16 protein-coding genes are annotated in these 14,829 nt (G+C 44.7%); all 16 read right to left on the bottom strand.

What is annotated here, in order from left to right; genetic code table 11:
• Nucleotides 1-67 precede the first annotated feature (67 nt).
• The 16 genes from nadA to ruvC all read right to left on the bottom strand — a co-directional run bounded on the left by nadA (nucleotide 68) and on the right by ruvC (nucleotide 14,710).
• Entirely contained in the window at nucleotides 68-1,129 is a 1,062-nt protein-coding gene (gene nadA, locus AB4274_RS01760; RefSeq protein ID WP_017062067.1) for a quinolinate synthase NadA, read from the bottom strand.
• 209 nt (nucleotides 1,130-1,338) lie between these two features.
• Entirely contained in the window at nucleotides 1,339-2,121 is a 783-nt protein-coding gene (ybgF, locus tag AB4274_RS01755) for a tol-pal system protein YbgF (protein ID WP_017062068.1), read from the bottom strand.
• Nucleotides 2,122-2,154: 33 nt separating this feature from the next.
• Nucleotides 2,155-2,697, bottom strand: coding sequence for a peptidoglycan-associated lipoprotein Pal (gene pal, locus AB4274_RS01750; protein WP_017062069.1), 543 nt, complete (start codon nucleotides 2,695-2,697; stop codon nucleotides 2,155-2,157).
• Between the two features lie 113 nt (nucleotides 2,698-2,810).
• Nucleotides 2,811-4,163, bottom strand: a complete 1,353-nt coding sequence (tolB, locus tag AB4274_RS01745) for a Tol-Pal system beta propeller repeat protein TolB (RefSeq protein ID WP_372110714.1) — start codon at nucleotides 4,161-4,163, stop codon at nucleotides 2,811-2,813.
• Nucleotides 4,164-4,175: 12 nt separating this feature from the next.
• The gene (gene tolA, locus AB4274_RS01740) at nucleotides 4,176-5,243 is read right to left on the bottom strand and encodes a cell envelope integrity protein TolA (RefSeq protein ID WP_017062071.1); all 1,068 of its coding nucleotides are present in this window, start codon (nucleotides 5,241-5,243) and stop codon (nucleotides 4,176-4,178) included.
• Between the two features lie 13 nt (nucleotides 5,244-5,256).
• Nucleotides 5,257-5,700 carry a protein TolR gene (gene tolR / locus AB4274_RS01735; RefSeq protein ID WP_017062072.1) on the bottom strand — a complete coding sequence of 148 codons (444 nt, stop codon included), beginning with the start codon at nucleotides 5,698-5,700 and terminating at the stop codon, nucleotides 5,257-5,259.
• A 3-nt stretch (nucleotides 5,701-5,703) separates the two neighbouring features.
• Nucleotides 5,704-6,387, bottom strand: coding sequence for a protein TolQ (gene tolQ, locus AB4274_RS01730; RefSeq protein WP_017062073.1), 684 nt, complete (start codon nucleotides 6,385-6,387; stop codon nucleotides 5,704-5,706).
• A complete protein-coding gene (gene ybgC / locus AB4274_RS01725; protein WP_017062074.1) occupies nucleotides 6,377-6,814 on the bottom strand; it encodes a tol-pal system-associated acyl-CoA thioesterase in 438 nt (145 codons plus the stop codon). Before ybgC ends, tolQ begins: the two co-directional genes overlap by 11 nt.
• Nucleotides 6,815-6,985: 171 nt before the next feature.
• On the bottom strand, nucleotides 6,986-7,288 hold the full coding sequence (gene ybgE, locus AB4274_RS01720; protein WP_017062075.1) for a cyd operon protein YbgE: 303 nt from the start codon (nucleotides 7,286-7,288) through the stop codon (nucleotides 6,986-6,988).
• Nucleotides 7,281-7,388 (bottom strand): cytochrome bd-I oxidase subunit CydX, encoded by a 108-nt coding sequence (gene cydX, locus AB4274_RS01715; protein WP_000270284.1) that lies wholly within the window; start codon nucleotides 7,386-7,388, stop codon nucleotides 7,281-7,283. Before cydX ends, ybgE begins: the two co-directional genes overlap by 8 nt.
• 31 nt (nucleotides 7,389-7,419) lie before the next feature.
• On the bottom strand, nucleotides 7,420-8,556 hold the full coding sequence (cydB, locus tag AB4274_RS01710; protein WP_017067531.1) for a cytochrome d ubiquinol oxidase subunit II: 1,137 nt from the start codon (nucleotides 8,554-8,556) through the stop codon (nucleotides 7,420-7,422).
• A 13-nt stretch (nucleotides 8,557-8,569) separates the two neighbouring features.
• On the bottom strand, nucleotides 8,570-10,156 hold the full coding sequence (gene cydA, locus AB4274_RS01705; protein ID WP_017062077.1) for a cytochrome ubiquinol oxidase subunit I: 1,587 nt from the start codon (nucleotides 10,154-10,156) through the stop codon (nucleotides 8,570-8,572).
• Between the two features lie 552 nt (nucleotides 10,157-10,708).
• Entirely contained in the window at nucleotides 10,709-11,725 is a 1,017-nt protein-coding gene (ruvB, locus tag AB4274_RS01700; RefSeq protein ID WP_017062078.1) for a Holliday junction branch migration DNA helicase RuvB, read from the bottom strand.
• A 103-nt stretch (nucleotides 11,726-11,828) separates the two neighbouring features.
• On the bottom strand, nucleotides 11,829-12,440 hold the full coding sequence (ruvA, locus tag AB4274_RS01695) for a Holliday junction branch migration protein RuvA (RefSeq protein ID WP_017062079.1): 612 nt from the start codon (nucleotides 12,438-12,440) through the stop codon (nucleotides 11,829-11,831).
• 92 nt (nucleotides 12,441-12,532) lie between these two features.
• On the bottom strand, nucleotides 12,533-13,993 hold the full coding sequence (locus tag AB4274_RS01690) for a methyl-accepting chemotaxis protein (RefSeq protein WP_372110713.1): 1,461 nt from the start codon (nucleotides 13,991-13,993) through the stop codon (nucleotides 12,533-12,535).
• A 195-nt stretch (nucleotides 13,994-14,188) separates the two neighbouring features.
• On the bottom strand, nucleotides 14,189-14,710 hold the full coding sequence (gene ruvC, locus AB4274_RS01685) for a crossover junction endodeoxyribonuclease RuvC (protein ID WP_372110710.1): 522 nt from the start codon (nucleotides 14,708-14,710) through the stop codon (nucleotides 14,189-14,191).
• Nucleotides 14,711-14,829 lie beyond the last annotated feature (119 nt).

Raw genomic sequence — 14,829 nt, 5'->3', positions numbered from 1 at the left:
CCTATACGCAGATACAAAAAACCAGCACTATTGGCTGGTTTTTTTATTGGTTAGATAAAAGAACGACTTACGCGTTACCTTTTACCTGCACATTTAACTGCTCTGCAAAATCTAGCATGCGGTTCAATGGAATAAGAGACTTCACGCGTAATTCGTCAGAAACGAAGATTTCGTGTTGCTCACCACCATTCTCAAGCGCGTTTTCAATCGCTTCAAGGCCGTTCATTGCCATCCAAGGACAGTGTGCGCAGCTACGACACGTTGCACCAGCACCCGCTGTCGGCGCTTCAATCAGCTCTTTTTCAGGAACCAATTGCTGCATCTTGAAGAAGATGCCTTTGTCTGTCGCAACAATCATCTGTGGATGAGGCAGCTCTTTTGCTTTCTTGATCAGTTGGCTTGTTGAGCCTACAGCATCAGCCAGTTCAACCACGCTTGCTGGTGATTCTGGGTGAACCAAGATAGCCGCTTCTGGGTATACCGATTTCATTTTCTTCAAAGCATCAGCTGAGAACTCATCATGAACGATACACTCACCTTGCCAAAGCAACATGTCAGCGCCAGTTTGATTTGCGATGTAAGAACCTAGGTGACGGTCTGGCCCCCAAATAATGGGTTTGCCTTCAGCGTCTAGGCTTTCAACGATTTCTAAAGCGATGCTCGACGTAACTACCCAGTCTGCACGAGCTTTAACAGCTGCAGAGGTGTTCGCGTATACAACCACAGTGTGGTCAGGGTGAGCATCACAAAATTCTGTAAATTTGTCAGCTGGGCAGCCAAGATCAAGCGAACATTCAGCTTCAAGTGTTGGCATTAAAATGCGTTTTTCAGGAGTAAGAATCTTTGCAGACTCACCCATGAAACGAACACCAGCGATGATCAAAGTGCTTGCTGAGTGACGGTTACCGAACTTAGCCATCTCTAATGAATCGCCAACGAAACCACCAGTTTCTTCTGCCAGAGCCTGAATTTCAGGATCGGTGTAGTAGTGTGCAATTAGAACTGCATCTTTTTCTTGAAGTAGTTTTTTGATGTTTGCGATGTGGGCCTGTTTCTGAGCGTCGCTCAATGGAACTGGCTTAGGCGGAAACGGGTAAACTGTATCGATTTTATCTAGTATATGACTCATTGCTCTTGCTCTACGCAACTTCTTCCGAGAATCCGAGTATTCTACACAGGACAGCGATTGGGATCAAAAAGGATTGGTTGCAAGCGGTGACTAGCTAATGCTTAAAACGCATAAACAAGGCGATGTGTTGTCATCACTAGCAAGAGAAGTAAACACTAAACGGAAGTGAACAGGTATAAAAAAGAGGCGCCTAAGCACCCCTATTTTGGTTATAAGTGGGTTTTGGCCACTTTAGCCGAAGCACTGTTTGGGTGCTCGGTTACGACTTGTTGGTAATATTTCTTAGCTTGCGTCGCGTTATTGTTGCGCGCTGCTATGTCACCAAGCTTAACCAGTGCATCTGCTCGCTTGTTTGAGTCTTTGTACGACACAACAGCAGCGAAGCTCTTCACGGCTTCTTTATCTTGCTTCTTAGCGAAATAAAGCTGACCTAACCAGTAATGTGAGTTAGGTGTGAAGGTAGAATCTGGGAAGTCTTTTTGAAACTTTTGGAATGCAGCGATAGCACCCGTGTAGTCTCGTTGCTTTAGAATCATATCTACAGCATTTTGATAAGCAGTTTGCTCATCCACATCAGTACTGAACGTACCAGAAGCGTCTTTAGAGCCTTCGCTCGCCGCCACTGCTACCGTTGCTGTTCCTGCTGCTTTCACCTCGCCTCTTACGCGATCCAGTTCAATGAACAGTTCACGCTGACGCTCTAGCATTTGCTTCATATCGTAGCTGTTTCGTTCCAGATCACCACGAAGTTCACTGATCTCCAGTGCCATGTCGTCGATTTGCTGTTGCATTTGAAGCTGAACGAGATTGCGATTTTGAAGCAGGCGCTCTAAACGCTCAATATCTGATTCGTTAGATGCTGATCGAGAGGAAGATGATGAATTGGTTGCGGTGCTATTGAGATCGGATACTGGAGCTGGTGCAGCGAACGCGGTGTTCGCTGCACTTGCCAGTAACGAAAGCAAAATGACTCGCTTTGTGTTACTGAACATGAGGCAATTCCTCAATTATATAGTCTACTAAAATTAGTAAACTAGTACTGCGCGACGGTTTTTAGCGTACACATCTTCAGATTGACCTAGAAGAAGTGGCTTCTCTTCACCGTAGCTTACGATAGAGATTTGGTCAGCTTGAACACCTAGAGCTTGTAGGTATTTCGCTACAGCTTGTGCACGACGCTCGCCAAGTGCGATGTTGTACTCAGGAGTACCGCGCTCATCAGCGTGACCTTCGATAGTAACGTTCATGTCAACGTTCTTAACTAGGTATGCTGCGTGAGCTGCTAGCATTTCTTCGTAATCGCCAGCGATAGTAGAGTTATCGAATGCGAAGTAGATTGTTTGAGTTTCACGTAGCGCTTGCTCTTTAAGCTCTTGCTCAGACAGTTGACCGTTAGCGTCAATTGGCGTTACAACAGTTGTGTCTACATTGCCTTCTGAACCTGAAGTTGTTTGGTTGCTTTCAGTACCAGATGTTGCAGATGTTGCTTCATCAGTTGAGCTACATGCCGTTACTGCCATCACTGGTAGTGCAATCATCAAGCCTTTAAGAACTTTGTTAAGTTGCATCTTTTTTTCCTTACGTTATCAAACTTAGTTTCTACAGCGACTAAGAGTGCTATAGATAGTTAAATGCCACAATAGTTAACACTATCAATAGCTAAAAGAATATGTAATTTTCCCTAGAGGAACGGTGACCATGCAGGCGCTCTTACGCGTCCGTTAGTTGCCGGTAATCTAGCTTTAAAACGTCCATCGATAGAAACCATCGATAGTACATTTGTTTTGTTGTAAATAGAGCTATAGATAACCATACCTCCATTCGGTGCAATACTTGGAGACTCATCTAACAATGTTTTTGTTAGTACCTGAACCGCACCGGTTTCCAAATCTTGCTTAGCCAAGTTAAAACCTGAGTTGCTGCGATTCACCATGATCATGAATCGACCATCAGGAGTGATCTGGCCACCTAAGTTTTGGCTACCTTGCCAAGTAATACGAGAAGTCGAATTATTGGACAAATTTACATTATAAATCTGTGGTTTACCACCACGATCCGATGTGAAAATAAGAGACTTGCCATCTGGGTGCCAGAATGGTTCAGTATTATTCGAACGGCCGCGGGTAATTTGAGTCAGCTTACGGCTAGCAAGGTCAAGTGTGTACACCTGAAGGCTGCCCGTTTTCGACAATACCAATGCCAATGTTGTACCATCTGGCGAGAATCTTGGCGCACCATTGTGACGAGGGTATGACGTCACTTTCTCACGTTCACCCGTGTAAATATTCATGATGAATATTTCAGCTTGGCCATTCTGGAAGCTCACATAAGCTAGCTTTTTGCCGTCTGGTGACCATGCTGGAGACATGAGAGGCTGCTTAGAACGAAGTACTAAACGCTCGTTAAAGCCATCGTAGTCAGCAACACGAAGTTGATACGGGTACTTGTCTTTATCGTTCACTACCACGTAAGAGATACGAGTTAAGAACGCGCCTTTCTCACCAGTTAGCTCTTCATACACTAGGTCTGAGATACGGTGTGCGTACTCTCTCAAGCGATTACCAGGAACCGTAGCCTTCTTATTGAATAGAACGTGATCTTTAGAAAGCACTAATTGGCCTTCATCACTCAGCGCACGACTTTGTCCTTTGGTCAGTTGACCACGAACAATGTCGATCAATTGGTAATTCACCACATACTGCCCTTCGGCATTTTTAGTGATACTACCGGTAAGCAATGAGTCAACACCTAGGTTAGTCCAAGCATCAAAGTTAACCTCAGTTTCGCTGTAAGGCGTTTGAGGCATTTTGCTTGTCGCAACTGGGCTGAATTTACCACTGCGCTGTAAGTCAGAAGCGATAACCGCTGATACATCGTGTGGCAATGGCTCTGAGCCTTCCCAACGGAAAGGTACAATAGCGATAGGTCTTGCAGAGTTAATACCGTCTGTAATAACCAGCTCCAGCGCTGCATGTGCAAACTGGCTGCTTGTAGCTATTAAGAAAACAAAACTCAGTAATAGTTTCTTTAACACAAGTTCGTCCTTTTACTCTGGTGATACAGTTAAGTTAATGTCTTTCAGTGAGTTCACAATGTCTGGGTCTTTAGGCAACGGGTAAGATTGTACTTGTGCCACCGCACGCTTGGTTGCTGCACATAAACGGCTATCGCCATCTAAGATACTCAAACTACCCAATATCGCGTTAGAGCCCGTTGGAATCAGCTTAAGGTTCACTCGACATGAGCGTCCTCGATAGCTGTCTTCTAACAACAGGTTCTGTTGAATCAGTTGGGTATAGATAGCCCCGTAACGTTGCGCTTCATCAGTGATAAATTGTTGTCTTGCTGAAGAGTTTTGAGTCGCTTCCGTTTCAAGCCCAGCAAAGATATCGTTCAATGCGGCTTCTTGTTGTTTACGCTCTTTTTCTGCTTTTGCTGCAGCTTCTTTTGCCTTACGGGCTTTCTCTGCTGCGGCTGCCGCTTCTTTCTCTTTCGCTATGCGTTGCTTTTCCGCGAGTTCAGCGGCTTCTTTCTCTTTACGAGCTTTGTCTGCTGCCTCTTTCGCTGCTTTTTCTTTTGCCACGCGTTCTTGTTCAGCTTTTGCGATTGCCGCTTCTTTGGCTTTACGCTCGTTCTCGGCTTTCACTAACGCAGCTTCTTTTAGCTTACGGTCAGCTTCGGCTTTAGCGGCTTTCTTTTGCTCTTGCTGTAAACGCGCTTCTTCAGCTTTGCGTTGTTTCTCTTTCTCAACTCGACGCTTTTCAGCTTCACGAGTTGCTTTAGCTTCTTTCGCTTGCTGTTCTTTTAGCTTGCGAATATTTTCTTCTTCAGCTTTACGATTCTTTTCAAGTCGTTCGCTTTCACGTCTTAGTTTGTCAAGACGCTCTTGCTCTTTCTTGCTTGCCGCTTCTCTTTGTTGACGAATCTGTTGAGCTTGCTGGCGAACCAACTGAGGATCAATCACCACTGCTTGAACCATCTGCCCTGTAGGCTTTGGCTCTGACATCGTGAAATCCGCCCCCCAAATGAGCGCAACGAATAAAATGACGTGCAGCCCAAGAGAAATAAGAAGCGGTGATCTGAAATTATTGGATTTTTTATTATTCGCTTTCATGAATGCTACGGAGCTATTCCCTTATATCCGTTAAAAGGCCAACCTTTGGCACACCTGCACGGCTTAATTCATCAAGTAATAAAACCACTTCAGCGTATGGCGTTGCGGCATCACCACCAACCGCCACTGGAGAGTTTGGCTTCAGAGACAACTCGGCTTTCACACGGACGATAATATCTTCCATTGATAAGCCACGCTGTACTTCTTCGTCATTAACGCTCAAGCCAAGTTCACCGTCTTTGTTCACTTCAACGATGATGAAACTTGCATTGTCGTCACCCAGTAGGTCTTGTGCCGATTTAGCCGTTGAAGCCTGAGGCAATTCAACGTCAACGCCTTGAGTAACAAACGGCGAAGTCACCATAAAAATGATCAGCAAAACAAGCATAACGTCGATGTAAGGTACAACGTTAATCTCTGCTGTCATTTTGCGTTTTTTAGGTTGGTATCCAGCCATCTATTATTCCCTGCCAGCCATCGCTTGACGGTGAAGAATACTGTGAAACTCTTCAGAGAAAGTCGCGTAGTTGTGTTCTAGCTTGCCTACTCGGCTGCTGAAGCGGTTGTACGCCATTACCGCTGGAATCGCAGCGAATAGACCCATTGCTGTTGCGATCAGTGCTTCTGCAATACCAGGAGCAACCATTGCGAGCGTCGCTTGCTTCACTTCACCTAATGCGATGAATGAGTGCATGATGCCCCAAACCGTACCAAATAGGCCGATGTATGGGCTGATAGAGCCAACGGTCGCCAAGAAAGGTAAGTTAGTTTCTAGTTCATCAACCTCACGAGCAACGGCAACGCGCATCGCACGGCCAGTGCCTTCCATAATGAAGTCAGGTGATGTTGCATTCGATTTACGAAGGCGAGCGAACTCAGTAAAGCCTGCGTAGAAAATTTCTTCAGTACCAGAAAGCTCGTCTTTGCGTTTGTTGCTCTCTTGGTACAGTTTTGCAAGATCAACGCCTGACCAAAATTTGTCTTCAAACACTTCTGTTTGTTTAGAAGCTTGAGATAACACTTTACTTCTTTTTATGATCATCGCCCAAGAAACAACAGACATGCCCATAAGAGTCAGCATGACCATCTTAACTAGTAAACTAGCTTCTAAAATTAGGCCTAAGATTGAGATTTCAGCAGTCACTATTCGTTAGCTCCGTGAGAATAAATGTTGGCATTGCTTTGGGTTTCATTTTTTGATTATCGATACATGCTACCTTAACCATTGCTTTACACAATGCCTTGCCATCAGGATTTACGATCTCTTGACAGAAGACCAAGGTAGCTCGCTTCAACTCGTAAATATTTGTAATGACTTGTAAAGAATCATCAAGACGCGCGCCTTGAATAAAATCAATGTCCATATGTCGGACTACAAAACCGATGTTTTGTTCTAACAATACTTGCTGAGAAACGCCAATTGAGCGCAACATCTCAGTTCGAGCGCGTTCGAAAAACTTAAGATAGTTTGAATGGTATACAACGCCACCCGCATCGGTGTCTTCGTAATACACAGTCACTGGCCACGTAAATAGCTTAGATAATCCCTGCAATTTGCTACCACAATCCAAAACGATAAAGATCTCACTATAACCTAACTCCTTATCATTAATAGTATATCGCTGTGAATTTTTTGATTTGAGAGACGAAAAAAAGGCCATCTGTATAAGATGACCTCTTTTTGGCTAAAAACCCAACAAGTATAAAGGCTCACGTTGTTATGAACCTAAATCCTTTGCCTTTTATAGAAGGCGCAGCACCGTTAGGTAGAGCAAAATTGTGAGTGAAACATATGGGCTAAACAGTAGCTGCCACATCCAAGCTCTTGGCTTAAATCCGATACCGTAAACCATGCTTGAGCATACTGCCCAAATAAACATTGGTCCGATGATCGCGTTAAAGCCACCGATGCTTGTCGCATACGCTTCAGGATCCCACATCACTAAACCCACATGCATGAAACCCAATACTAGGGCTAAGGCTCTAAGCAGAGTCTTATCCATTGGTTGATGCAGCTTAGCGATTTGCTCTGCGAGATTACTCACTGTCTTTGTCCATCATTTCTGAATGCTCTAGCCATAGAGCATTGATGATGCCGAATGCACATGCTAGAAGTACACCCAAAATCCATGCGAAATACCACATAAAATTTCTCCTAAGTTATTTCACTTCTAGCTTAGTAAGCTGAAACGTCGTTATCTTCGATGTGTTTCTTATCTAGACGACCGAACATTTTGTAGTATGTCCAAGTTGTGTAGCCAAGAATCACAGGAACCATTACCGCCGCAACGACAGTCATAAGACCAAGCGTTAGCTCACTCGCTGTTGAATCCCACATAGTCAAGCTTTGGTTAGGGTTCAGGCTTGATGGCATTACGAATGGGAACATTGCAAAACCAGCCGTTAGAATAACACCAGCGTTCGATAGGCTTGAGAACAAGAATGCGAAACCACCACGCTCAAAGCGAGATGCAATCACAGCAAGCAGTGGCATTGCTACACCAAGGATCGGCGCAGCCCACATTGCTGGATAAGTTTCGAAGTTTGTCATCCAAGCACCCACTTGAAGTGATACTTCTTTGTTTAGTGGGTTTGAGTCAGCAAACGTATCGATAGTGCTCGTAATTACATAGCCTTCGATAGATTGAACCCAGAAACCACCAATAACGAATAGAGCAATAGCAATTAGGCCAGTGATCTGAGCAACGTTACGAGCACGAGCGTGCAGCGCTTCTGTTGTCTTCATTTGAAGCCATGTTGCACCTTGCATCACGAACAACATCAGAGCCAACACACCACAAAGCAATGCAAATGGGTTAAGCAGAGCGAAGAACGTACCATGGTACTTAGACATCATAAATTCGTTCAGTTCAAATGGAACACCTTGTAGTAGGTTACCAAATGCCACACCGAAAATGATTGGTGGTACTGCGCCACTAAAGCAAAGTGCATAGTCCCAAGTTTTGCGCCATTTTGGATCTTCGATCTTAGAGCGGTAGTCAAGTGCAAGTGGACGTAACCAAAGCGCTGCTAACGTCGCGTACATTGCGAAGTAGAAGCCAGAAAACGACGTTGCGTAAACCAGTGGCCATGCAGCAAACAATGCACCACCCGCAGTGATAAGCCAAACTTGGTTACCATCCCAGTGAGGGGCAATCGTGTTTAGCATAATACGACGTTCAGTGTCGCTCTTACCGATAACAGGTGACAGAGCGGCAACACCCATATCAAAGCCATCAGTTACGGCGAAACCAACCAGTAGAACACCGATCAATACCCACCAAATAAGTCGTAAGCTTTCGTAATCAAACATAATATTCCCTCACTTATACTTCAACTGAACGGCTAACTTTGTCTTCAACAGAGTTATCGTTTTGTTCGAAGTGGTAACGGCCTGTCTTCAAGCTACTTGGACCTTTACGTGCGAATTTCAGCATTAGGTAAACTTCAGCAATCAAGAACACTGTGTAAAGTGCCAGGATAGCGAATAGAGAAGTCCAAAGCTGTTCAATAGTCAGTGCTGATGCAGCAACGTTAACCGGTAGGATTTCACCAACCGCCCATGGTTGACGACCAAACTCAGCAACGAACCAACCTGCTTCAATCGCAATCCAAGGAAGTGGGATTGAGAATAGCGCAGCTTTAAGTACCCATGGTTTCTGTTCGATTTTCTGACGACACGTTTGAACAAACGCAGCACCGAATACAAACAGCATGATGAAGCCACAAGCAACCATCAGACGGAATGACCAGAATAGAGGCCAAACTGTTGGGATAGAATCATCCGCAGCCATTTGGATTTGGTCTTCAGTTGCATCAACAACGTCGTCTGTGTAGCGCTTAAGAAGCAAGCCGTAACCTAGGTCACCTTTCACTTCGTCGAACGCAGCCATGTTTTCTTCAGACTTATCGCCTGCACGTAGCTTTTCAAGCAGCTCGTACGCGTACATACCAGTACGGATACGATCAACGTGGTCATCACGTAGGTCACGTAGGCCCGTTACTTCAGTATCAAGCGAACGCGTTGCGATGATACCCATTACGTAAGGAATTTTAATTGCGTAGTCAGTATTCATTGTCTCTTGGTTTGGAATACCAAAAACAGTAAATGCGGCTGGTGCTTCTTCAGTGTGCCATTCCGCTTCTACAGCAGCGAGCTTCACTTTTTGAACTTCACCAAGCTCGTAACCAGATTCATCACCTAGTACGATTACTGACAAGATCGCCGCCATACCGAAAGACGCTGCAATCGCGAAAGAGCGACGAGCAAAGGCAAGGTCACGACCTTTAAGAATGTAGTATGAGCTGATACCAAGGATGAACATTGCACCCGTTGTGTAACCAGAAGCTACTGTGTGTACGAATTTAACTTGTGCTACTGGGTTTAGTACAACTTCAGCGAAGCTCACCATTTCCATACGCATAGTTTCAAAGTTAAATTCCGCACCCACTGGGTTTTGCATCCAGCCGTTTGCTACCAAGATCCAAAGCGCAGAGAAGTTAGAGCCAAGTGCTACTAACCAAGTTACCGCTAAGTGCTGACGCTTTGACAGTCTGTCCCAACCGAAGAAGAATAGGCCAACAAAAGTAGACTCTAGGAAGAATGCAACAAGCGCTTCGATAGCTAGCGGAGCACCAAAAATGTCGCCAACATAGTGAGAATAGTAAGACCAGTTAGTACCAAACTGGAACTCCATGGTTAAGCCTGTCGCTACACCAAGAGCAAAGTTAATACCAAACAATTTACCCCAGAACTTGGTCATGTCCTTGTAAATTTGCTTGCCAGTCATTACATAAACTGACTCCATAATGGCAAGTAGAAATGCCATACCTAAAGTCAGTGGAACAAATAGGAAGTGATACATCGCTGTAAATGCAAACTGCAATCGCGACAGATCAACAACATCAATCATGGTAACTCCTTTGTGTCGGCTGAATGACACTTGTGTGATTATTCACCGCAAAAATCCATGTTAAAACAATTTATGTAATTGTTATTACAAGTTGAAATTTGTAGCAAAAACGTACCGTTATAGTTAGATTATTGTTAAGCATGAGCTAATATAGCTGGCGCTAATATTACTGGTAAAATCAGTATGTTTCAAAAGGTTTATGGGAGAACCCTGCGTTGATTTGTATCAAATTTATTCGAGCAAATTAGAGTTATTTTTGTACAATTATGATTAAAATCACACCAATTATGCTTGTCTTAATAACAGCGCATGATATCTGTGACAAATGCTCAGCACCGCCTCAACATCCGAATTACAACTACCTATAAAGTATTAACAAAAAATATGACAACTTATTTCATTTCCTGTTATCTAAATCAAATCTGAAATCAAAGTTTCCATTTTTGAAGCTCCCTTTTCGATCTTTTTATCGACTCGCTCAAAGAGTTATTATTCAGTAAAAAGCAAAAAAACCCAGCGCTTATGCAACTGGGATCTTTAAAAATGAATAATTTAACGATTGGAGGGTTTATCTATTCCAAAGTGTAAATACGCTCTGTCGGTCGCGATTCGACCTCTTGGCGTCCTTTGTAGGTAACCTTGTTGAATCAAGTAAGGTTCTAACACATCTTCAATAGTGTCTCTCTCTTCACCAATCGCGGCAGCCATGTTGTCGATACCTACCGGACCACCACCAAACTTCTCCATAATCGCCAGCAGAAGCTTTCTATCCATGTAGTCGAAACCTTTAGCATCGACATCCAACATGTTTAGCGCTTTGTCAGCAACCTCCGGACAAATATGCCCGTCGCCTTTTACTTCCGCATAATCACGAACACGGCGCAGTAGACGGTTAGCAATACGTGGCGTACCACGAGCTCGGCGAGCAACTTCTAGCGCCCCTTCGGACTCCATAGAAAGACCAAGGCAATCTGCACTGCGCTGAACGATGTTTTGTAGATCTTCAACCTTGTAGTACTCAAGACGCTGAGTAATACCAAAACGGTCACGTAACGGCGATGTCAGTGAGCCAGCACGAGTGGTTGCGCCAATCAAAGTAAAAGGAGGAAGGTCAATCTTGATAGAGCGTGCCGCTGGGCCTTCACCAATCATGATATCTAATTGGTAGTCTTCCATTGCAGGGTACAACACCTCTTCAACCACAGGGCTTAAACGGTGAATCTCATCAATGAACAGGACATCATTTTCTTCGAGATTGGTCAGTAACGCCGCTAGGTCGCCTGCTTTTTCTAGAACAGGGCCTGAAGTCGTACGAATGTTGACATCCATCTCATTGGCAACAATGTTCGCCAACGTGGTTTTACCCAAGCCTGGAGGGCCAAATATCAACAGATGGTCGAGCGCCTCGTTACGCAGTTGTGCCGCTTTGATGAAAATCTCCATCTGGCCACGAACGTGATCCTGACCTTGATAGTCAGCCAGTGCTTTAGGGCGTATTGCACGATCAATGACATCTTCATCTTTGAATACTGGGTTATCCGGTGCAATCAGGCGATCGGCTTCAATCATAAATTCTGTTATTCCTAACTATGCTCTTGTTGACTCTGCGCTTCTTGACTCTGTGTAAAGGCAAAGTGAATGAGTCTATTTTGTCGAACAAGTATATTGGGTATTAAACCATCGATTTCAGAGCTTCGCGAATCAACTGTTCGCTGGTCATGCCATCTTTAGCCACTTGAGAAACCACCTTGGAAGCTTGAGTCGGCTTGTAGCCTAATGCAAGTAGCGCACTTACCGCTTCTTCTTCCGCGTCGTGAACGGTTGGCATAGAATCAATCGGAGCTGCATCTGTCGCTGGAGTAAACAAGTCACCCGCGCCCCACCCTTTCAGGCGGTCTTTCATTTCAACAACCAGACGTTCAGCGGTTTTCTTACCCACACCCGGAAGTTTAACCAGCGTCGAGATGTCTTCACGTTCAACACTTTGAACAAACTGGCTAGCCGTCATGCCTGAAAGAATGCCAAGGCCTAGCTTAGGGCCCACACCGTTCGCTTTGATCACTTCACGGAACAGCGCACGCTCTTTAACCGTGTTAAAACCATAAAGTAGCTGCGCATCTTCACGTACAACAAAGTGCGTGTAGATGATTGCCTCTTCGCCCACGTTTGGTAATTCGTAAAAACAGCTCATTGGCATTTGAACTTCATAGCCAACGCCACTCACTTCGATTAGTAATTCTGGTGGCTGTTTTTCTATTAATGTACCGCGTAGACGTCCGATCACAATTCACTCTCTTGATGGAATATAATTTGAGGGACAGAATATAAAAGAACTGGATGCTTATCCAGTTCTTTGTGTTTATTAGGATGATTTATTTAAGCTTGCTTAGCTTGGGAAACCACGCTGTTTAAGCCTTCGACCAGTTCTTTTACTGAGGTGACATGCCCGGTCAGTTCAGAACCATAATTAGCGACTAAACTTGACACGGATTTGGTTTCTGCAACGCTCTGCGCCACTTCTGAACTGGCGAGATCGAGTTCTTTCAATGAGCTCATCTGCATCGCCATAATATTGGTGAGCTGATTAACATCGGTCGAGATGGTTTGCACCTCAGAGATAATGCCGTTCATTTCATTGGCCGTAGTTTCAATGATGGCTCTGCCATGTTCCACTTCTTCTTTACTTCGGTCTAATAAGGTTCGAATTTCTATCGCGGAATGGCTGCTTTTCGCCGATAGCTCTCTCACTTGGTCTGCAACTACCGCAAAACCTCGTCCTTGCTCACCGGCACGAGCCGCTTCTATAGCTGCATTGAGTGCTAATAGGTTGGTTTGCTCGGCAACCGAGGTAATCAAATCAGCGACTTTCATGATTTCTTGATTACTTTGAATGATCTGGCTGATTGCACTGGTTGAGGCTTCTAGTGATTCTGAGCTCTTTTGCGCTTTCATTCCGACCGCTTCGCTGCGCTCTTTTAGCTCACCCACAAATGAATTAGATTCTTCGATGCCTTGAGTCATTTGATGCAGTTGTTGGCTCATCTGTTCTGCTGCACTCGCCTGAGATTCGCAATTGATGTTCAACACTTCAACTTGAGCATGCAGGTCTTGAGACTGCTGATCTAAATGGACAGATACGCCCTGTAAGCTTTCAGAGTTTGAGTTAGCTTGGTCTAGGACAATAGAAAGTCGACCTTCACTTTGCGTCGCTTGATTGGCAATCTGTTGGCTTTCCGAGATCGCATCTTCTGCCATTTCAATCGCCACCTCTTTTTGCTTAGCGGTAAACGCTTGAGCAATGCAAATCACCACCAGCGGCATGATCACACCAGACCATGTTTCAACCACCACCGCTTCCGGAGTAAGTACTAACTGCGGAAATTCAAAGCCATCAAGATGAGCTGAAGTCATCACCAAAGAAACGCCAATCACTAACCCACTCCATACAAGGGCGACAATTCGAGTTCCCGACAAGAAAAAAGCGACCACTAACAAAGGCACCCAATAAGCCTGTGTTGACGCCACCACACCACCGCTTTGGTAGATGATGTTCAACGCGTGTACTGCCATCCCGACAAAACCAAAGCTAAGTGCAAGGCTGGGTTTACTGGTAACACGCAACAGCAGTGCGGAGATCAGTTCAAACACGATAAGGAATACAGATGTGGTGATCAGAAGTTGCTCTTCGTGCTTTGTCCATTTAATTAAGCTGTAGACACCCACAAAGAAGGCGATAAAGGTAAAGAGTAATAAGATATCGGCTTGTCTGACTTGGTTGTTACTCCACCCATTACTTTTGGGTAGAAACAACGCGCGCCACAGCTTGATAGGGTTCATCAGTGATCATCCTTGATTAACTTGTTAGACCTCTAACCAATGTTAATAAAATGTTAAATGATGCGCAATGTTATTATTTGTTTGTGTTCGAAAGATCTCATTTCATCAAGGATTTAGGGGCGTATTGTTTTGAACTGAGCCAAACGAGGCGTAAGGCTCATGTAATGCAAGCTATTAGAAAATAGAGGGATGGGATTAACGGTAGCGCCCTTTTCTCGCGCCTGTCGCTTTACCAGCAAGAGCTACCAAGGTTTTATTGGTGTTGGCGTGAGTGATCGCTACGCCTAGAGCATCGGCAGCATCGGCCTGTGGTTTAGCGGGTAACTTAAGCATGCTCATCACCATGTTCTGAACCATCGACTTATCTGCACCACCATTGCCTGTCACCGCTTGTTTGATTAGACGAGCCGCATATTCATGAACGGGGAGATCAGCATTTACCGCTGCCACTATCGCACTGCCACGCGCTTGTCCCAGCTTAAGTGCAGAATCCGCATTCTTCGCCATGAAGACCTGTTCTATCGCAAACACATCCGGTTGAAACTGAGTGATGATTTCGCTCACACCGGCGTAGATTTGTTTGAGTCGGCCCGGCAGGTCTTTTTCAGAGGTGCGAATACAACCGCTACCTAAGTAATATAGATGGCGACCATTTTGACGAATCACGCCGTAACCGGTAATGCGTGAGCCAGGGTCAATCCCTAAGATAATAGACATAACTTCAAATACTGATTATTTATACATGCTTTATGAGCTTAGTATATCGAACGCAAAAAAAAATGCCCGTCAAATTAACGGGCATTTTATTGTTCTACTACAAAATTTAGCTCTATCGA

This window comes from Vibrio sp. 10N.261.55.A10 (genome assembly GCF_041470825.1).
Lineage (GTDB): Bacteria > Pseudomonadota > Gammaproteobacteria > Enterobacterales > Vibrionaceae > Vibrio > Vibrio crassostreae_C.
Note: the sequence above shows the minus strand (reverse complement) of the source record. Positions and strands in the feature narration are given on the sequence as shown.

Bases quoted from the DNA above. Each gene is read 5' to 3' on its own strand.
- AB4274_RS01690 (WP_372110713.1), bottom strand. From the start codon at position 13,993: ATGAACCCTATCAAGCTGTGGCGCGCGTTGTTTCTACCCAAAAGTAAT.
- nadA (WP_017062067.1), bottom strand. From the start codon at position 1,129: ATGAGTCATATACTAGATAAAATCGATACAGTTTACCCGTTTCCGCCT.
- cydX (WP_000270284.1), bottom strand. From the start codon at position 7,388: ATGTGGTATTTCGCATGGATTTTGGGTGTACTTCTAGCATGTGCATTC.
- pal (WP_017062069.1), bottom strand. From the start codon at position 2,697: ATGCAACTTAACAAAGTTCTTAAAGGCTTGATGATTGCACTACCAGTG.
- ruvC (WP_372110710.1), bottom strand. From the start codon at position 14,710: ATGTCTATTATCTTAGGGATTGACCCTGGCTCACGCATTACCGGTTAC.
- tolR (WP_017062072.1), bottom strand. From the start codon at position 5,700: ATGGCTGGATACCAACCTAAAAAACGCAAAATGACAGCAGAGATTAAC.
- cydA (WP_017062077.1), bottom strand. From the start codon at position 10,156: ATGATTGATGTTGTTGATCTGTCGCGATTGCAGTTTGCATTTACAGCG.
- cydB (WP_017067531.1), bottom strand. From the start codon at position 8,556: ATGTTTGATTACGAAAGCTTACGACTTATTTGGTGGGTATTGATCGGT.
- tolA (WP_017062071.1), bottom strand. From the start codon at position 5,243: ATGAAAGCGAATAATAAAAAATCCAATAATTTCAGATCACCGCTTCTT.
- ybgF (WP_017062068.1), bottom strand. From the start codon at position 2,121: ATGTTCAGTAACACAAAGCGAGTCATTTTGCTTTCGTTACTGGCAAGT.
- ruvB (WP_017062078.1), bottom strand. From the start codon at position 11,725: ATGATTGAAGCCGATCGCCTGATTGCACCGGATAACCCAGTATTCAAA.